The organism is Mucilaginibacter segetis, assembly GCF_016522075.1.
GTDB classification, from domain to species: Bacteria; Bacteroidota; Bacteroidia; order Sphingobacteriales; family Sphingobacteriaceae; genus Mucilaginibacter; species Mucilaginibacter segetis.
In genome coordinates, this window is sequence record NZ_JAEHFW010000001.1 from 83,143 (window position 1) to 103,321 (window position 20,179).

Annotated in this window: 14 protein-coding genes; 9 read left to right on the forward strand and 5 right to left on the reverse strand. The window is 42.0% G+C overall.

The features are described from left to right. The first annotated feature begins 295 nt into the window (after window positions 1–295). From I5M19_RS00365 to I5M19_RS00380, 4 genes are all read left to right on the forward strand, one after another. On the forward strand, window positions 296–811 hold the full coding sequence (locus I5M19_RS00365; protein ID WP_200062922.1) for a DUF2911 domain-containing protein: 516 nt from the start codon (window positions 296–298) through the stop codon (window positions 809–811). Window positions 812–952: 141 nt separating this feature from the next. Then, complete coding sequence (locus I5M19_RS00370; RefSeq protein ID WP_200062924.1) at window positions 953–2,077, forward strand: DUF3810 domain-containing protein; 1,125 nt, start codon at window positions 953–955, stop codon at window positions 2,075–2,077. A gap of 607 nt (window positions 2,078–2,684) precedes the next feature. Beyond that, window positions 2,685–4,874 (forward strand): penicillin acylase family protein, encoded by a 2,190-nt coding sequence (locus tag I5M19_RS00375; protein WP_200062925.1) that lies wholly within the window; start codon window positions 2,685–2,687, stop codon window positions 4,872–4,874. Window positions 4,875–4,922: 48 nt separating this feature from the next. Then, on the forward strand, window positions 4,923–5,408 hold the full coding sequence (locus I5M19_RS00380; protein ID WP_200062926.1) for a hypothetical protein: 486 nt from the start codon (window positions 4,923–4,925) through the stop codon (window positions 5,406–5,408). A gap of 54 nt (window positions 5,409–5,462) precedes the next feature. On the opposite strand, the gene I5M19_RS00385 is transcribed toward I5M19_RS00380, so the two are convergent. Both I5M19_RS00385 and I5M19_RS00390 read right to left on the reverse strand, forming a co-directional pair. Then, window positions 5,463–6,359: an MBL fold metallo-hydrolase gene (locus tag I5M19_RS00385; protein WP_200062927.1), complete on the reverse strand. Its 897-nt coding sequence runs from the start codon at window positions 6,357–6,359 to the stop codon at window positions 5,463–5,465. Between the two features lie 109 nt (window positions 6,360–6,468). Further along, window positions 6,469–7,323: an alpha/beta hydrolase gene (locus I5M19_RS00390; RefSeq protein WP_200062928.1), complete on the reverse strand. Its 855-nt coding sequence runs from the start codon at window positions 7,321–7,323 to the stop codon at window positions 6,469–6,471. Window positions 7,324–7,477: 154 nt separating this feature from the next. Here I5M19_RS00390 and I5M19_RS00395 point away from each other — a divergent pair, with 154 nt between their 5' ends. Beyond that, window positions 7,478–9,151, forward strand: coding sequence for an ArnT family glycosyltransferase (locus I5M19_RS00395; protein ID WP_214653007.1), 1,674 nt, complete (start codon window positions 7,478–7,480; stop codon window positions 9,149–9,151). Window positions 9,152–9,520: 369 nt separating this feature from the next. Here I5M19_RS00395 and I5M19_RS00400 read toward each other — a convergent pair whose 3' ends face one another. Continuing rightward, window positions 9,521–12,085 (reverse strand): phosphocholine-specific phospholipase C, encoded by a 2,565-nt coding sequence (locus tag I5M19_RS00400; RefSeq protein WP_200062929.1) that lies wholly within the window; start codon window positions 12,083–12,085, stop codon window positions 9,521–9,523. Between the two features lie 139 nt (window positions 12,086–12,224). Here I5M19_RS00400 and I5M19_RS00405 point away from each other — a divergent pair, with 139 nt between their 5' ends. Beyond that, window positions 12,225–13,523 carry an alpha-L-fucosidase gene (locus I5M19_RS00405; RefSeq protein WP_200062930.1) on the forward strand — a complete coding sequence of 433 codons (1,299 nt, stop codon included), beginning with the start codon at window positions 12,225–12,227 and terminating at the stop codon, window positions 13,521–13,523. A 318-nt stretch (window positions 13,524–13,841) separates the two neighbouring features. On the opposite strand, the gene I5M19_RS00410 is transcribed toward I5M19_RS00405, so the two are convergent. Continuing rightward, window positions 13,842–14,360 carry a DinB family protein gene (locus tag I5M19_RS00410; RefSeq protein ID WP_200062931.1) on the reverse strand — a complete coding sequence of 173 codons (519 nt, stop codon included), beginning with the start codon at window positions 14,358–14,360 and terminating at the stop codon, window positions 13,842–13,844. 255 nt (window positions 14,361–14,615) lie between these two features. Here I5M19_RS00410 and I5M19_RS00415 point away from each other — a divergent pair, with 255 nt between their 5' ends. The 3 genes from I5M19_RS00415 (at window position 14,616) to I5M19_RS00425 (ending at window position 18,941) form a co-directional block, all read left to right on the forward strand. Further along, window positions 14,616–15,788, forward strand: a complete 1,173-nt coding sequence (locus I5M19_RS00415) for an acyl-CoA dehydrogenase (RefSeq protein WP_200062933.1) — start codon at window positions 14,616–14,618, stop codon at window positions 15,786–15,788. Between the two features lie 457 nt (window positions 15,789–16,245). Next, window positions 16,246–17,115: a tetratricopeptide repeat protein gene (locus I5M19_RS00420; RefSeq protein ID WP_200062934.1), complete on the forward strand. Its 870-nt coding sequence runs from the start codon at window positions 16,246–16,248 to the stop codon at window positions 17,113–17,115. 170 nt (window positions 17,116–17,285) lie between these two features. Beyond that, window positions 17,286–18,941 (forward strand): serine hydrolase, encoded by a 1,656-nt coding sequence (locus I5M19_RS00425; protein ID WP_200062936.1) that lies wholly within the window; start codon window positions 17,286–17,288, stop codon window positions 18,939–18,941. 43 nt (window positions 18,942–18,984) lie between these two features. Here the strand turns inward: I5M19_RS00425 and I5M19_RS00430 are convergent, their stop codons facing one another. Then, complete coding sequence (locus I5M19_RS00430; RefSeq protein ID WP_200062938.1) at window positions 18,985–20,175, reverse strand: LamG domain-containing protein; 1,191 nt, start codon at window positions 20,173–20,175, stop codon at window positions 18,985–18,987. Window positions 20,176–20,179: the final 4 nt, after the last annotated feature.

Sequence of the window (20,179 nt, forward strand, 5' to 3'; positions counted from 1 at the left end):
AATATATGGAGTTATAGGGCTATAATAAATTAACGGAATATTGGCCCGCAAAAAACCCCTGCCATATGAGTGGCAGGGGCAAAACTCACAACAATTGTTTAACCTTACGGCTATTCCTAATTGCAATGTGATTTCAGCCAATAAAACACGCCTCCGGCTTTAAAGTTTTAGTAATGAATTATTTATTTTTTAATCATGCCATCATCATAATACCACTATTTTGTGCGTGCTTTATCCAACAATAAAAAAAATCATTATATCTTTATTGCCGTTAAACCCCAAAAGAATAAACATCATGAGAAAGACATTTCAGCTTAAGGCGACGGCAAGTTTAGTTATCGCTTTATTATTTTCAGCAATGGCGTGGGCGCAAAAACCAATTGCCAGTCCGCGCGATAGCGTTAGCGGCGTAGTAGCCGGTTCACAAATTACAATTAACTATGGCAGCCCGTCGGTAAAAGGCAGGCAGGTATTTGGCGGCTTAGAGAAATATGGTAATGTATGGCGCACAGGCGCTAATAAAGCCACTGTTTTTACAACTAGCAAAGATATTATGGTAGAAGGAAAAAAACTACCCGCAGGTACTTATGGCTTTTTTGCTATCCCTACTGAAACCACCTGGACAATTATATTTAACAATGTAGCCGACCAATGGGGCGCCTTTAAATATGACGAAAGTAAGGATCAGTTAAGGGTAACAGTTACTCCTGTGAAATCCGCCATGAATGAACGCTTAGTTTATAAGATAAACAAAAAAGGTTTTTCGCTTAACTGGGATAAACTGTCTGTTCCGGTGAAAATAAGTAAATAGTTACTTTATAATAAATTTGTTAAAGACCCCCGAAAACCGGGGGTCTTTTCTTTTATAGCATCTGTTTATAAAATATTCCTTAAAGTTTTAAGGTTGTTAAAGTGAGCAAATCTATAATTAGCCATATATTTACGGCTGAAAATGGACTATACTTACGGCAAGAAACTTTTATTAAAAAGGGGCATAGCAATTTTGGCTTTGGCATTTTTAATTTACTTGCTAATGTTGTTTGCTGATTATCCGCAAGCGGTTGAAAAATATTACTCGCAAGGTGTATATACTTTTATTTGCCGCGCATTGCATCCTGTTTTTAATATATTTCCGTTTAGCGTTGGCGACATATTGTATATCTTTATTATCGGATTCCTGATATACACTATTGTACAAATCGTAAAATTTGCTTTTAAACGAAATTTTGTAAAATCCCTCGGTTTAATTTCGGGGGTTATTATTGGCCTGGAAACCGGTATCTTAATATTTTATCTTTTTTGGGGCTTGAATTATTTTCGCCCGTCCGCTGCAGAACGTTTGAAACTTACTGATACTACCTTTACCCTTACCGATTTGCAACAGGTAACTACAATACTTATTGATAGTGCGAATGCCTGCCGTAAAAGACTTACCCCGGCAGATCTGAAGCAAAATAACAGTGCAATTTATTTGTCAGCTATAAACGCGGTTAAAGGTTTATCGCAAAGGTCGCCGGTATATAAAACTTATAGTCCGGACATTAAACCCTCTCTGTTAACACCAGTAATGAACTATATAGGTACTTCGGGCTATTATAATCCGTTTACAAGTGAAACACAGATCAATTATCAAATGCCTGTTTTTAACCGCCCATTTGTTGCCTGTCATGAAATGTCGCACCAGATGGGATTCGGTGCCGAAGACGAAGCAAATTTTGCAGGCTTCATGATCGCCACTTCATCAAACGACAGATTGTTGCGCTACTCGGCTTATCACCAGGCAGTAGGCGAATTCATGTTTGCCATGTACGAAGCCGACACCGTGCTTCATAAGCAACTTAAGGCGTCAATATCGCCGGCGGTAAAGGCGGATTTTAAACAGGAAAGACTTTATTGGCTTTCCTATCAAAATAAGATAGACGAGATCACAGGAATCTTCTATGATAATTTTTTAAAGGTAAATAACCAGCCCGCCGGGTTGGATACTTACAATCAAATGGTGGCATTAGTTATCGCTTTGTATAAAAAGAAACATCTCCAGGATCAGCATGTGTCCGGCCGGTCTAAATCATGGTAACTTTACTCCTAATCAATCTTTAGCAGGAGATATGTCGTAAATATAATTACGGTGAAATAAAATAAAAAAGCGTTCCGTATCTCACCCCGGAACGCCTTTGCAACATCATCTCTCAAATAATGTTGATCAACTAAATCTCAGATAACATGTTAATCTATCCAAGTTCTTATAATAATAACCTCGCGGCTAACATTAAGCAATTATAATGTACTGTATATGTGCTGTTTCAGAGCAAATACTGTACCTAAACTTTTTAAAAACTTTTTAAAGTTATAGGTGTCAAATATACACATTGAACGATATCTCATTTAATATATTGCAACATCAATTTGTCAAAATGCAGGGTTTTTTTGTAAAAAACTCATTACATATATATTAGAGCCTGTTTTTATGTCATGCGTTACACTAAATCCTTTTCAGGTATGTAAAATTTTTATTACAAATTGTATGCTAATGTTATGCTTTTTAAAAACGCTTATTAAAGTAGATTTTAATCAGCCATTCAAAGATTTTATGCGAATAAGTATTTTACCGTATGCCGTGCACTGGGTTTTATTATACCCCGCTAATTATTAAATTAGATGCAAAAAGTAACCTGCCCGCATACATGAAAAGAATTTTTACAAGCTTTTTTATACTCCTACCTTTTTTAGCCATAGCGCAAAATTTCAATACAGCCGAAATAGCCCGGTTTAAAAAACAGGCAAAAGCGGTAACAATTATACGCGATGATTACGGCACCCCGCATATTTATGCAAAAACCGATGCAGATGTGGTATTCGGATTAATGTATACGGAATGCGAGGATAATTTTGAAGGAATAGAACGTAATTACCTTTACCAATTGGGCCGGCAAAGCGAAGCCGACGGAGAAGGTGTTTTATATACAGATGTACAGTTGCAACTAATTGCAGACAGTGCCGATGCTATAAAGGATTATAACAATAGCCCTATATGGTTTAAAAAGCTGATGGACGCTTTTGCCGACGGTATTAACTATTATTTATATAAGCACCCCGAGGTAAAACCATTAGTATTTAAACGTTTTAAGCCCTGGTTTGCTTTAATGTTTACCGATGGTAGTGTGGCCGCCACCGAAACCGGCCGGATAAGCCCGGGGCAAACACAGGTTTTTTATGGGAGAGATGCAGATAAAATGGGCGCAGTTCACCACAATCCCGCGTCTATCATAAACACCAATGCCGAACGCGAAACAGGTTCAAACGGATTTGCGATTTCGCCTTCTAAAACAGCATCCGGACATGCGTTATTATATATTAACCCGCATGTGCCGTTTTATTTCCGTAGCGAGGTAGGGTTGAACAGTGACGAAGGCTTGCATGCCTATGGCGCTGTAACGTGGGGGCAGTTTTTCATTTACCAGGGCTTTAACGCACATTGCGGCTGGATGCACACCAGTAGTTATGCGGATGTGGGCGATGTGTATATGGAAAAAATGGTTAAAAAAGATGGTGACTGGTTTTACGAATACGATGGTAAACTAAAGGCTGTACGCACCCGCATCCTGCACATGAAGATAAAAAAGGGTAGCAAATTGGAGACCCGGGACATTATGGCCTATTATACCCAACATGGCCCGGTAATGGCTGCAAAGGATGGCCGCTGGCTGGCACTTAAAGAAAATAACCGTACGTATAAAGCCCTGCTGGAATCATGGTTAATTACTAAGGCCAACACTTTCGGGGAGTATAAAAAAGCGATGGATCTGTTATCCAACACCAGTAATAACACGGTGTATGCCGATGATCAGGGTAATACGGCATTATGGTATGGCAACTTTGTGCCCCGTCGCGATACTGCTTATAACTGGGATCTGCCGGTTGATGGTAGTATTTCAGCTACAGAATGGAAAGGCGTACACCCGCTTAACGAAATTGTGCACGTTTATAACCCCTCTGCAGGGTTTATTCAAAATTGCAACTCCACACCTTACACATCGGCAGGTGCGGCCAGCCCGGATAAAAGTAAATATCCCGTCTATATGTCGCCCAACGGGGAAAACTACCGCGCTATTAATGCCATTAAGCTATTAAAAGATGCTAAAGGCCTTACGCTTGATGGCTTAATAGCCAAAGGGTACGATCATTACCTGGCTATGTTTGATGATCTGCTGCCGTCGCTTTTTGCAGCTTATACCAATGCCCCCGATTCGGTAAAATCAAAATTAGCGGAGCCAATCAACAGACTTAAACAGTGGGACAGGCGCAGCGCGGCACAATCGGTAGCAACTACGCTTGCTGTGGAGTGGGGCAGTTTAATGATGCGGTCGTTATTGCCATTACAAAATCCGGCAGGGGGCAGTTATCAAACCCAACGCATACATGATATGCTGCAGGCTATTGATCCGGCACAGGAACTCACTTATTTGGAACAGGCTTTAGCAGATTTGCAAGCACGTTATGGCAGCTGGAAAATGCAATGGGGAGATATTAACCGCTACCAGCGCCCTGCCAATGGTATTACTTTTAATGACAAACTGCCAAGCCTGCCGGTGGGTTTAACATCCTCAAACTTCGGGCAGTTACCCTCATTTCAAAGCCGGATAATGCCGGGCACAAATAAACGCTACGGTTACTCGGGCAATAGTTTTATAGCCGCAGTTGAGTTTGGCCCTAAAATAAAAGCGAAAACCATAATTACCGGTGGCGCATCGTTTGACCCAAATTCCAAACACTTTACCGATCAGGCTCAGGGGTTTATTGACGGCAAATTTAAAGATGTGCTTTTTTATAAAGAGGACGTTGTAAAACATGCCGAAAAAACGTATCATCCATAAATTAAACAAGAGTAAAAAATAGAATTATATTTGTTTTCGTATTGAAAAATGAAAAGATACCTGCTTTTATTATTATTTTTTAGTGTTGGTGTAAGTACATACGCGCAAAGTATTTCGTTTTTTGAGCTTACTAATCTCACTAATCTTTCACAAGGCGAGGCGCACACCTATTTAACCTTGGGCAAGGTTTTCAAGCAGCAATATATTCAGGAGGTTGACGGGCAAAAAATTGAACATTTCCGCACGGTTGATCCTAAGCAAAAAGAGCAAACAGTAGTTATTGGAGAAAGCAATAAACTATCAAACGGTACGGTATTGCGTACAGTTGTATATACCACCCGCGATCCGCAGCATGTGGTTAATATGATAAGTGACGCCAAGCGCAATAATCTTAAGATGAGTTTTCAGGGGCAGGATGCAGACAACAACATCTACATGTTTGAAAATGACTTTTACCACGTAGCCATGTATATCAGCACTACTGAGAACAAAGGTTCGGTGGAGATAAAGCAAAAGGAATTTGTGGGATACTAAAACTCTTTAATTTAAAATAACTGCCGGACACTATTTGTATCCGGCAGAAAATCATTAAGCCGTTAATTCCTCATAAGCGGCGGTAAGTCCGCGTTCTATGCCGTCGCCCTGCCACTCGGTAACACCCGGTATTGCTTTGGCGCTTAAAATTTCTTCTTTAGTTTTTCCGGCTTTTATACTACTGTCTACAAAGGCTACAAGTTTTTCCATAAAATGTTGCATGGCCTTTAAATCGGCCATGGTGCCGGTTACCTTCTGCGGATCAAACGCGTGGCCGAATATAAATAGCGTGTCTTTATCAAATTTCTTTTGAGCTGCTTCTAACGCAACCGCCCAATGCCTGCATGATGCACCTGCACTGCGGTCAACAAAGGGGTAACGGCGGTTAAAAACCAGGTCGCCGGTATGCACAATATTGGCATTCTCAAAATGGATCATGCTGTCGCCATTAGTGTGCCCGGTACCAAAATAATGCGCGCTGATGTGTTCGTCGCCGGCGTTTATCTTCCACTTATCAGTAAAAGTAGTATCCGGATAAAGCTGTTTATCTTCGGAGTGTTGTTTTTGCGCTACCGCTTTTTGGTTAGCTAATGAATTGGCATGTGCCGCCACATTTTTTACTAAACCTTTAAAGGAAATGTTCCCGCTGGTATGGTCGCCGTGATGGTGGGTATTGATCAGCCAGTTAAAAGGTTTGTTCGATTTCTTTTTCAATTCGGCGATCAAATGGGTTGCAGGTTCCGGAAACTCGGCATCCACCACTACAATACCGTCTTTGTTTACCAGCCAGGCAATGGTGCCACCCTGCTCGGCAAACATACCTACGTTACCGCGCAATGGTTTAAACTGATAAGCCGGATCGGCAAAAGCCGCTGCAAAACTTTGTTTACTTAAAAAAGCCATTGTGCATGCCGCTAAAGCGGTATTGAATAAAAATTTTCTGCGTTCCATAGGGTAACCGTTTTTTGGTTGATAATATAAAGTTAAAAATTACTTTTATAAGTATAATGTTGGTTAAGGCTTAGTAGTTATTTTATAAAATCCTTACAATAATTCGCCGTTAATACTGATGAAATGCCTGCGATACAAACTCCAGTACGTTGGGTAGCGATGCGCGCCAGTATGTCCAGTTATGAGCGCCATCGCGAACACGGTATTCATGCGGGATCTCTTTTTTCCGCATCATGTTATGTACCAGTCCGTTTCCTTCATACAAAAAGTCGTCATCGCCAATGTCCATATACCAGCGCACCGCTTTTTTTAGCGTATCAGGTATGGCATTCATTTGCGGCAGCACACTGTATCGGTTATAATAATTGTTTATGGTACTGTCCGGCAGGTTAGGATTGTTGCGGCTGATACCTTTGCGTGCATCATCGAGCGTAATAAAACCGGTTGCCGCACTAAGCGGACAAGCCGATGAGAACATTTCGGGATGGTGCAGGGCATAAATAAAGGTGCCACCCCCACCCATGGATAGTCCTGCTATTGCCCGGAAACGCTTTTCGCTTTTTACGCGGTACTTTTTCTCTACGTACGGAACCAGCTCTTTAAAAAAGAAATCCTCATAATTCCAATCGCCTTTAATATCGTTGTAGTAGCCCCGTCTGCCAGTGTTGGCATCAGGCATAACAATGATCATGGGAGTTGCAATGCCCTCTTTAATAGCATTATCGGTAATGCGTAATACCTCGCCAAATTGTACCCATCCGGTTTGGTCATCGCCTGCGCCATGCAACAGGTACAGTATGGGATAATCGCGACCCGAGGTTTCATAATCCGGTGGCAGGTAAACTGCATATTTACGTTCGCTTTTTAATATTTTGCTATTAAGTGTTAAATTGTCATATACTTTACCGGTTTGTGCAAATAACACAAAAGGGCATAGCATCAGTAAAAAAGAAAGTTTTTTCATCAGTTAAGTATTTATAATTGGTTTGGTGCAGCCATGAAGAACTGCGCATCCTGATATAAAATTAAAGATAATAAATTCTTAATCGCAACAATTTACAGTAACGGCTTATATTTATTTGCTATCTGCTTACCTTTACACCTCTGCTAAAGGCATTATGCAACTAAATCCGTTACATACCACTATACGTACGAAATGGCTTTATCTTTTTATAGGTATGGCGGTGATGCTGAACCTAAGCGCATTGTTTATCCCTATTATGGGGCCTGATGGCGCCCTGTATGCTACCATAGCCAAAACTATGGTAGTACGTAATGATTATGTGCAATTATTTGTACACGGCGCCGACTGGTTGGATAAGCCGCATTTTCCGTTTTGGATGGCCGCATTGTTTTTTAAAATATTCGGCATTAATACCTGGGCCTACAAATTATCGGGTATCGTATTTATTTTAATTGGCGCTGTTTATACTTATCTGCTGGCAAAATTGCTTTATAATAGGGAGATCGCTTTATGGTCTGTACTGATATTGCTCACCTCTCAGCATATTATTCTTTCTGATAACGATGTACGTGCTGAGCCCTATTTAACGGGGTTGATCATTGCGTCGGTTTACCATTTTTATATAGCTTATACACGTAATGGTTTCCGGCAATTGGTACTGGGCAGTTTGTTTGCCGCCTGCGCCGTCATGACCAAGGGAATGTTTGCTTTAGTGCCAATTGGCGGCGCAATAGCAGGACATTTAATGATTACCCGGCAATGGAAACAGCTTTTTAACTGGCGCTGGTTGCTGGCCGCTGCGCTTATTATGTTGTTCATTCTGCCCGAAATATATTGTTTGTATGTACAGTTTGACGCCCATCCGGAAAAGATAGTATTTGGGCAAACGGGCGTATCCGGAATTAAATTCTTTTTCTGGGATAGTCAGTTCGGCAGGTTCTTTAACACCGGGCCTATCAAGGGTCATGGCGATCCCACATTTTTTATACATACAACGCTTTGGGCGTTTTTGCCCTGGTCGTTAATACTGTTCGCGGCTATTTATCATTTTATAAAAACCGGAGTAAAAAATGTGCATCAGCGCGAATGGTTTTGCCTGAGCGGTGCTTTGCTCACATTTCTGCTGTTTTCCGCCTCGAAATTTCAATTACCGCATTACCTTAATATTGTGTTCCCGTTTTTTGCCATTATTACCGCGCAATATTTATATGGTTTACGGTCGGCAAAAGCAGTGCAGATCATCCGGATTATGCAGATTGTTTTATGCGTATTGCTGATCATAGTTATCGCGGTATTGCATTATTATTTCCGGCCGGAAGAGTTTACCTGGCATGTAGGTTTAACGGTGCTGATATGGCTGGGTGTTTTATTAGTATTGCCTGGTAATATGCCAAAAACTGATTATCAGCAAACGGCCTTTCGTACGGCTATCATCGCTTTTATTGTAAACTTATACCTTAACCTGGCATTCTATCCATCGTTGCTGCATTATCAGGCAGGCAGCGAAGCGGCCATGTGGATAAATGCCCACAACCGGCTTAACATGCCCGTGGTGCAGAACTTTGAGCAGGAGAGTTATCCAATGGAGTTTTACCTTCGGCAACCCTTGCTTATGATAGCGGATGACGATGCACACTCAAAATTACCGGTGCCTTGTTTTTTTTATGGCTCTGAACCGCAGGTGCGGGCTATGCAGATAAAAGGATATAAGGTGCAAAAGCGTGCTGCATTCAGCAGATATTGGATCACCCGACTTAACCCCGCCTTTTTAAACCATAATACCAGAAGCATGCAAACAGATACCATGCTGGTGGTAATATTGCGTTAATGTATAATATTTTTAAACTGCCTGTATCACTTAACTATTTTACTGCGTAATATAATAAACCAGGTGAAAATAACCGTTAGTGAGCTTATGTTACGCAAAATCCGCTGCTGCTATGTTTTTTAATTATCGGCTATATTTCCTGCAAGAAAAGCCATATTGATCCACCGAAGGTAAAGGCCTGGTATTTATCTCTCACGGACAGCAAAAGGCAGCAGCGGATAATGCGTTTATTAATCTGAATACTACCCTGATTTTGGAGCCAATTGTCCGCTTACTCAGTAAATTATAAACGCTTTTAATTAGCGATCCTACGTCTACCGACAAAACAAGCAACTGAGTAAGCGGCAATAAGGATACATAATCTTTTGCTTAGCTAATCATTCCGCCCATTAGCGGGTCGGTAAAGCTTTGTTTACCCGTGTCTACGTGTCCGGCATAACGTTTTTCAAAATCCGGGTAGCCTTTAATTTTCAAGGTGATATCATACCAGCCGTGGCTTTTACCCAGGTCGAATACAATAGTCTGCGGAGCAAAGCTCTCCTGGCGAACTATCAATTGTTTTGCCCCCATTTGATAAGCGTTATCAGTTACTTCAACTGTTAACGGTGTACGCCCACCGGTAAGCCAAAAGGTTAATATCGCATTTCCGGTAGGTTTTTTATCGGCTGGCTGATAGGTGAATTGTACACCTATATCGGGATCTTGCGTGTTGCCTTTAAATTCCCGGTAAAACCCGTTGGGGGCGTAAACTCTGAGGTGGTATTTATCGTCCTCAAAATTGTTTACGGGCCACAAATCCGTCAGGGTATCTCCGGCGGTGGCCGCGTAGCTCCAGGTACGTACGTTATCCATACTATGCGGATCGTCTATGCTCCTGTATTTACCGGGAGCGTAAACATTAAATGGCGCGCCTAAGGAATTGTCGCCGTGTATTTGGTTGCCTGCTTTGAATTTTATTTCAAAAGCCTTTTTATCCGGGGTTAAGCTGCCATCGGCGTAAAGTTCATATGGCAGGGCGCAAGCCGGCTTAATACCTTTCTCTTGCCGCGGCATATACGGCGATGCCTGCGGAGTTTTTTTGATAAGAGCAATATCATCGCCAGTCAGTTTTTTATAATCGGATGGCAGTTTTTTAAACTGCGCCTTGTGTATCCTTTCTACAAACGCATCTTTTTCCAACGGTTCAGGTGACGATAACTTTTCGCCATTGTATGGGCGAAACACCGACGTAAGATCGCCGCATACGGTACGCCGCCAGTCGCTGATATTACTTTCCGTTACAGACCTGCCCGTTTTGTGTTTTAGGAATTCCTCCATGAATTGCACGGTAGAGGTATGATCGAATACTTCGGAATTAACAAATCCTCCCCTGCTCCAGGGAGAAGCTACGATCATGGGTACACGATAACCCAGACCAATGGCATTTTCGCGTTTGTAGGTATTCGGAAAGCCCTCGCGGGCCAGTTCCTGTTCAAGCGTTACAAATTCAACACGGGTATCAATCCCTGCGGATACCTTTCCTGTCCCCTCTTTATGTGAATGCGGTGCGGTAAATGGCGGAATGTGGTCAAAGTAGCCATCATTCTCATCATAGTTTAAAATAAAAATGGTTTTTTTCCATACTTCAGGGTTTTTTGTCAGGATGTCCATTACCTCCGATACATACCAAGCCCCATACCAGGGGGCACTCGGGTGATCCGAAAAATTTTCGGGTGCTACCAGCCATGATACGGTGGGTAGTTTACCTGTCTCTACATCCTGCCTGAACTGATGTAGTACATCACCTTTAGGCAACTGCATTTCGCGCGTTACGCCGTTGTCGGTATATTTTAGTGTAGCCAGTTCATGGTAATCCGGATCGGCTATATTGGTAGTAAAAGCTTTTTGATGAATATTCTTTTGGGCTGGTGTTAACTTATCAAATACACCGGGTTTCAGCATTTCGCTTTGGTTATTAATATCTGCCAGTTCATCCTGCAATTGCTTAAGCCTTTTTTGCAGTTTTTTTACTTGCTTATCATCCGAAGGCAAATTGTCCATCTGCTTTTGGGTGTCCGCTATTTCGGCTGGTAGCTGAGCAAGTCTTTTTTTAAGGTAGGTGATATGTTGCGGATGAAGTTTTACATGGTACTGCTCAAAAAATTCCAGGGCATTATCGGTAAAGTTGGCCAGCCATGAATCCTGCTCCCCTTCAAACCCTACGCCTACGCTAATTTCATTCTGGTAGCACTTCCATGATATACCATTATCCTCTAAACGTTCCGGGAATGTTTTCCAGTTAAGGGTGCCAAAATCAGCATCCTCGTTCCAAACGTTGGCTCTTGAATCTTCGTCCTGATCCTTGCGTATAGTTCCGCTCCACATAAAAAGCCGGTTGGGCGTTGTACCGGTTAACGAAGAGCAGAAGTACTGATCGCATACGGTAAAGGCATCCGCCAAAGCGTAGTTAAAAGGCAGATCTTCCCGCCGGTGATAGCCCAGGGTAAGTGGCATATTCTTATAAGCCTTATTGCCTGATTGCTTTTCGATGAGCCATTGGTCGAACTTACCATCGTTACGGGCATTTACCTGGTTGGCCCAGCTATGCGGTAACGAGCTCATCCAGGTGGCTTTGGTGTTTTTAATATCTAAATGAAATGGCGCGTAGGTTTCGCCATCGGCATTACTTTGAAGCCAAACCGGATTTTTATTGGGCAGGTCAATAGCCCGTGGATCATTAAAGCCACGTACACCCTTTAACGTACCAAAACAATGGTCGAACGAACGATTCTCCTGCATTAGTATTACCACATGCTCGGCATCCATCCAGGTGCTGCCAGGGGCAGGGTTTATAGCCAGGGCTTTTTGAATGGATGAAGGGAATATGTTAGTAAGGCCTGCTGCTCCTGTAAGTAGTGCTGCTTTTTTGATGAATTCTCTGCGTGTATTTAACATGCTATAAATTTACTTAACCACAATTATAAATGTATCAGTGGCAAATTAAAAAATACAGTGTTAGCTGTACATCATATAAATGTGAAGGTTATACTTCGCCATTAATTTTTGCTAAATTCGTGTTCCATAACCTGAATTCATGAAAAAATTATTTCTTATCCTGTGTGCAGTTTTTCTGATTTTCAATATATCACACGGGCAAGTTGCTTATACCCCCACAACAGATAACATGGCTGCCCGTAAGCATTTTCAGGATATGAAATATGGCCTGTTCATTCATTGGGGTATCTACAGTATTTTGGGTGACGGCGAATGGGTGATGCATAACAAGAATATCCCTTATGACAGTTATAAACGGCTGGCCGATTTTTTTAATCCGCAGGAGTTTAATGCAAGGGCGTGGGTACAGTTCGCCAAAAATGCAGGGATGAAATACATTACAATTACGGCCCGCCATCACGACGGGTTCAGCATGTTTGGCACAAAGGCATCGTTATATAACATAGTTGACGCAACGCCCTACCACCAGGACCCTTTGATGGCCCTGGCTAAAGAATGTGAAAAGGAAGGCATTGAATTGCATTTTTATTACTCCCTGCTGGATTGGGGGCGGCCGGATTATGCCTTTGGCAGCCCTATAGTTGATGGCAAACCCGTAAATGGCGACTGGGACAGTTATATCAATTTCATGAAAACACAACTTACCGAACTCATCACCAAATATCCCGGGGTGAAGGGGATATGGTTTGATGGTAACTGGGAGCGCCCGGAGGTTAACTGGCACTACGATGAAATATACGGTCTTATACATCAACTTAACCCGGCTATACTGGTAGGTAACAACCACCACCTTGCACCAAAGGATGGCGAGGACTTCCAGATGTTTGAGAAGGACCTGCCGGGGCAAAATAATACCGGTTTTAGCGGTAAATCGGAAATTGGCAAACTGCCGCTGGAAACCTGCGAAACCATTAATAACAGTTGGGGATTTAATATAACCGACCGGAGCTTTAAAACTACTAAACAGATCATCCATTACCTGGTGAACGCGGCAGGTCATAATGCCAATTTTTTACTGAACATTGGCCCTATGCCTAACGGGCAAATACAGCCGGAGTTTACAGATACGCTGGCGGTAGTGGGCGCCTGGCTTAAAAAGAACGCCGAAAGTATTTATGGTACCCGTGGCGATATTGTACCTGCACAGCCCTGGGGTATTATAACCGCTAAAGGCAAGACGCTGTATGCCCATGTTATTAATATTCCCCAGCAGCCCTATGTTTTTATCCCGGAGCTGAAGGGGAAAGTTACCCGGGTCGTTTTGTTAAGCAACGCTAAAAAGCTGAAGTTTAAACAGAGTGGTGAAGGTGTTTTTATTTATATTGATAATTTGCTTACAGATCCTACCGATACAGTGATTAAATTATATGTAAATTGAGTTTTTTCTGATTTTCCTACTTACGATTTCCCCAAAAAATGATTTTGAAAAGGTAAAATAGAAAAGCGCGTTTGCAGGCTGTAAAGGGTGTTTTTAATTTTCAGGGTATAAAAGTTAGTTATTTTTTTTACTGTTCAAACCGCTTTTAGTGGTGATAAATTTTGGGTTTTTACTGCTGAACCGCGGGTGAGCGGTAAAAATAATTCAGGTTTTTTTGAGGGGGGATTTCAGGATATGTATCGCTAAGTAAATATACTAAAAAAGAGCGGTATTTTCTTATAGAAACGCCGCTCTTTTCTGGTTTGTGGTTAATTAATATTAGTCCGCTAAAACCTCAATCGCTTCAAACTGCTCATCGGCGCTTGGGCCGTAACTGCCCGGGATAGGAATATTAAGCAAACGTAAATATACACCAAGTTGCGCGCGGTGGTGTATGATCTGTGATAGGGTCATGCGCAATACTTCCCATTTAGCTCTGCGGTTATAAATTTCGTTGCCATTGCGCAATGTCCATATTTCATCCACTTTGGCTTCGTTTTCCGGTACCAGATGCATGCGGGCCTCTGCCAGCGATTTTTCAAATAGGTCCAGCAATTCATCGGTATTGTTTATGGTTACCGGGGCGTAAGCATTAGCTGCAAAGTCCAGCTCATCGGTAGTAAAGGTAACGGATACCCAGGTAGGCAGTTCGGCAATATGCGTAGCCAGCGACCGGATGGTCATGCTTTTTTCATGCGGTTTCCAGTCGTACTTATCATCCGGGATACGCTCCAGCATTTTGCGGGTAGTTACTGACTCTTCCTCTAACTGTTTAAAAAAAAAATTGATCATTTTCATGGTGTTGTTGTTTTGATTTACTTCAAAGTAACCACCCGGGAATGACAGCCCTATGTCAGTAGAATTGAAAATCTTAAAAAAATAAAAAAATAATTATTTATTATGCATGCATAATAAATACGCCTGTTAAGCTTAAAGCAAGTTTTTGTACCATAAACCGTTTTGGTGTAAATATTATGCATGCATAGTATAAACCTTTTACCTGTTTTTATCGTTAGTTTTACTGCAAACCAATGGTAAACAGGAATTTTTAATATGGATACTTTATTAACAGATACCCCGACAGGCTACGATTTTTCAACTACCGATAATCAGAAAATGATAGGCCAGATGGCTAAAGATTTTGCTGAGAAATATATAAAACCAAATGTGATGCAGTGGGACGAGGAGCAGCATTTTCCGCTGGAACTGTTCAAACAATTGGGCGAACAGGGCATGATGGGCGTTTTGGTGCCCGAGGAATATGGCGGCTCAGGCTTTGGTTACGCCGAGTATGTTACCGTTATTGTGGAGATAGCCAAAGTTTGCGGCTCTATAGGCTTATCGGTAGCGGCGCATAATTCGTTATGTACCGGACATATTTTGGCTTTTGCCAACGAGGAACAAAAACAAAGGTGGCTGCCTAAACTGGCTACCGCCGAGTGGCTGGGTGCCTGGGGACTTACCGAAGCCAATACCGGATCGGATGCGATGGGGATGAATACCACCGCTGTTTTAGATGGCGACCATTACATAGTTAATGGATCGAAGAACTGGATAACCCACGGTAAAAGTGGGGATGTAGCGGTAGTAATGGTGCGTACCGGTGAAAAGGGTGATTCGCGCGGTATATCTGCATTGGTTATTGAGCGCGGTACACCGGGTTTCAGCGCGGGCAAAAAGGAGAATAAACTGGGTATGCGCGCATCCGAAACTACCGAAATGATATTTGATAATTGCCGCGTGCCTAAAGCTAATTTATTAGGTAACGAGGGAGAAGGTTTTAAACAAGCCATGAAAGTATTGGACGGTGGCCGTATCTCTATCGCAGCATTATCGTTAGGGATAGCCAAAGGCGCTTTTGAAGCAGCTGTAGCTTATTCTAAAGAACGGCACCAGTTTGGGCAGCCGATAAGCAGTTTCCAGGGGATATCCTTTAAACTGGCAGATATGGCAACTGAGGTAGAAGCAGCGGAATTGCTGATCATGCAAGCCGCCGATCTGAAGAACCGCCATTTGCCGGTAACCAAGCAATCGGCTATGGCAAAATACTTTGCATCGGAAGTGGCGGTACGCTGCGCTAACGAAGCTGTACAGATATTTGGCGGCTACGGTTACACCAAAGATTTTCCGGTAGAGAAATTTTACCGCGATGCCAAATTGTGCACCATAGGCGAAGGCACGTCAGAGATACAAAAGATAGTGATAAGCAGGGAAGTGCTGAAATAAAACTTTGTGATTTTTTATAGTTTTAAACCTTCGTGAACATCGTTTGCGGAGGTTTTTTTTGCTCTTGCCTTAATCCCTCTGCGGGGACACGGGGCTTTAGCTGCATTATTGTGATAAGCGGCAAATAGCCAGAAGTATAAGATTCCTCACTAACGTTCGGAATGACAATACACCCACCTGTCACTTCGAATGAGCGGCAGCGAAGAGAAAACTTGTACACTAACTAATTAGCCAAACGTATGAGATTCCTCTCTTTCTTTCGGAATGACAAATCCTACCTGTCATTTCGAATGAGCGATAGCGAAGAGAAAACTTGTACATCAATTAAATTAGTAAAACGTAAAAAATTCTTCTCTTTCGTTCGGAATGACAATGGGGTGGGGAAATAGAATGATGAAAATTTATCTTCTGTTTGAGCAGAGCCGGTAGTTGGGTATTTTATATATATATTTAGCTTATGAAAGCTATCTTATTGCTACTTACTTTATCGTGCTTTACATGCTGCGCGTTTACGCAAGCGGTTCCTAATAAGGCGGACGATCTTAAATTTGATCAGCGGTTTACTAATTGTGAACGTAAATGGGTGGTTATATCAAAAGCTGATACCGCTGCAAGCTATACTTTCGGTTATATTTATATTAATGAGCAAGCGGGCTTTACTTTTGACCTGCAAGGAGTGTTTACTGTAGACAATAGTGGGAATTATATTAAGGATACTGTAGTGTTTAAAAATTCCGGCTCCATAAAATACCGGATATCTCCAAACTGGCGGGTGGTGGCGTTATTGCCTGAAAGCCATTTTAAAGAACTTCACATTGAAGCACAACCTGAATGGGTAAAGAATTATTATAACTATACAGATACGGTTGCCCATAACTACCGCTGGGGCTGGATATATAATGATCTGAATGAAAGTGGAAAGGCTTTAACCTATTTGCTACCTGCCAACCAAGCAAAGCCACATATGTCAAATATTGAATTTGAAATTGCCTTTGCCTACAATGTATTAAAAAGATACAACGATGCTGTGATTTTATTGGAAGACGCGATAAAAAACAACCCTGATTTTGGTTCTTTTTATAAAGAACTTGGGTATGCGTATTTAAAGCTGTCCGATTATAAAAAAGCTATTCCGGTTTTTATTAAGGCAATCGAAATGAACAAAGATAAACAATCGGAAACCCGGGGCGAACTTGCTATTAATTTGGCTGCAGCATATAAAAACTCAGGTGATAATGATAATTATAACACGTGGATGAAGAAGGCAAAGGAATATACCCCGGTTGATTCTCCCTTTTATAAATTAATTGCTGATGCCGGGTTTTGAGCATAATCTGTAGGCTTTATAAATGTGTCGTCGAATTACACAATGTTTTCACATTTTTCGGTATTTGTAATATAATAGACGAATTAAAACAGAATAATATTCTGCAAAATATAAAATAACAAACTTTTATTTTGCATCTTTGAGATGGCGGGTACAGCCCCGTTGTCTTTATGAAAAAACTACTCTCTTTCTTTTTATGGTTGGGTGCCTGCAACGCGGCAATGGCCCAGCAAACTAGGCAGCAATTGCTGCGAACCATTATCGAGGATGTGAATTTGCCGGGTGTACAGGTTGCTTATACAGGTAAGGGGCAAACATCCGAATATAATGCCGGGACAAGTAAGCAGGGGTTATCCCGTAAAATAAAATCGTCCACAATTTTCAGAGCCGGATCATTAGGGAAGTGTGTTTTCGCCTATGCGGTACTGCGCCTTTATGATAGGGGCGTTCTCTCTCTTGATACCCCTTTGATGCGTTACATAGGCAGCTATGATCGTTTTGATCCGACAGATCCGCGTTACAGCATGATAACTGCCAGGATGGTTTTGAGCCATACTTCGGATTTGGCGGAGTTTTCGGAATTTGATACGCATGCCCCTGTTAAGCTGTTGTTTGCACCGGGAAGTGCTTATTCTTATTCGGGCGAAGGGTATTGGTTTTTGCAAAAGGTAGTGGAGAAATTAGTACATAAACTCTTTGAGCAATTAATGCAGGAGGAGGTTTTTAACCCCCTCGGTATGCATAGTAGCACTTATGTGCAAACTGATGATATGGACACAGAGATGTTAGGAAAACCAGGCAAAGATCTTTTATGGATGATGCCTAACGCCGCCTTTACACTATTAAGCAACGCGCATGACTATAACTTGTTTTTACAGGCGCTGCTGGCAGGAAAAGGACTGAAACCCGGCACACAGCAGTTAATGTTCAGCCGGCAAACCAAACATAAGGCGCCGGGGGATACTACATCCGGGCAATATATTAACTGGGGACTTGGAGTTGGTTTGGCACAAGGTAAAACGGGGCAGCTTATTTGGCATTGGGGTAAAACGGATGACTTTTTTTCGTTTTTTGTGGCCAGACCGGATACCAAAGAAAGTATGGTGTTTTTTACCCGTGGTGAATCAGGTTCAAAAATTACAGATCAGTTAATTGAAACCTTTTTAGGTAAACAAACTGCTTTCACCATACGCCAACTCCATTTCGGGTACGATCATCCCGAAACCATGCCGCAACTTTATTCGGCTTTAAGAAAACAAGGTTTTGGCGATGTGCCGGGTATATTCAACAGAATGAAAAGTAAGGGATATGAGTTTTCTGAAAGGGATATTAACTCGTATGGTAAGGTATTGCTACAGCAAAAACGATATACAGATGCCCGGGAGATATTTAAACAGCAGGCGGTATTGTATCCGCAAAGCAGTAACGCTTACGCAAGTTTTGCTGAGGCCAGGGAGGCGGCGGGCGATCATAAACTTGCGCTTAAAAGTTATCAGCGTTCCGTAAAGCTGGATAGCACTAATGAGGCAGCGATGTACCATATCCAATCATTGCAAAATCCGGATTTTACTGCCGATCGGCTTAAAGCGTTTACAGGTAAGTTTAGCCAGGCAGGTAAACCTGAACTTTTTTTGCAATTAACAGCGAAAGAAAACAGACTGATACTTACCCAGTCATGGGATGGCGGTACGCTTATTTTCTTTCGTATTGCTACCCTTGAATTTTATAATGCCGAAACTACCTTTAAGCTAAGATTCGAAAAAGATGAACAAGGCAATATTAAAAAAGCATTTGTAGCCGGTAATGTAGCATGGGTAAAGGAATAAAAAGTTAAAGCAGGTGCTGCTTTTATAGCACCTGCTTACGCGGTTATTTCTGCAATACAGTTAAACCGTCCATATTTACCATGCGGGCCATTATGCCCCAGCCGTAAAAGTAATTGCTTATCCCAATAGTAATTTCGTTATCACCTGCTTTAAGTGGTACATCAAATACGGAGTTATTAATACTCAGTCGTCCGTTAGGGTATTTAGCCATTGGGCGGCCGTATTGGTTTTTATCCAGATAAAGTAAATAGCCATTAATGAATACCCAAACCTCATTATTAAAACCTAACTGCATTTTACTCACCTGGTCTTTAGTGGAGTGGATGGTTGTTTTTAGCCATACCACCCGTGTTTTATTTTGCACACCCTCGCCGCGGTTCTCCATACCCCCAAACGGACGGATAAGATTAATTAACCCGCGACGTTCGGCAATAATGGGTTTCCATTTAATGGCATCCGCAGGCAGGTCGGTAATCATCAATTCGCGGCCATTATCTAAAAAATGGGGTGTGGATACGTCCCAGCGGCGAATATAATTAACGTCGTGGTTGGTAAGATCAGCACCCGCCATCGGAGATAGTCCTTCGGTTTCATTTGGCTTTACCACCAGATTGGCAAAATATGCCGGTCCGGCAAAGGCCAGAGTACCAGATGCAGATTCACCCTCTATACGTGGTATCTCCAGAGTCGGCTTATCCATATTGTTTACATATACCCGCATTTGCAGCCCCGATACCACTATCTTAAAATGATTCCAGCTGTTGTTATTTATCTGTGCAGGGCCCTGGTAATGTTCCATAACGTTCCACAAGTTTACCCCATGTAAAATAGGTGTATATTGTATAGCGGTATTGCGCTGTTCCGTTTCGTCGGGGCGTGTACGCAGGTAAACACATTCACTTTCGTTGGCATTTTGCCATCTAAAGTAAACGCTTATAAAAGCCTCTTTATCCGCATAAGTAGGCCGGGCATCCAGTTCAATGGTGCCATTGGTAAAGTTGAAATCCTTTAAGGTTACCTTCCCTGTTGTTATTTGCAGGGCTTTGGTGTTTTTAAAAGTGGTGAAGGCTGCTTTTGCCCCGGTGGTGTCAAAACGGGCGGCCTCAAACGGAAGGTGTATTTCTTTTATTTTATTTTTACCCGTTTGCGCGGTAGCGGCATCATTAATAAATAAAAGGCTAAGCATTAATATAATAACTTGCTTAATTTTGATGTAGATAGGTTGATTTTTCATGTTT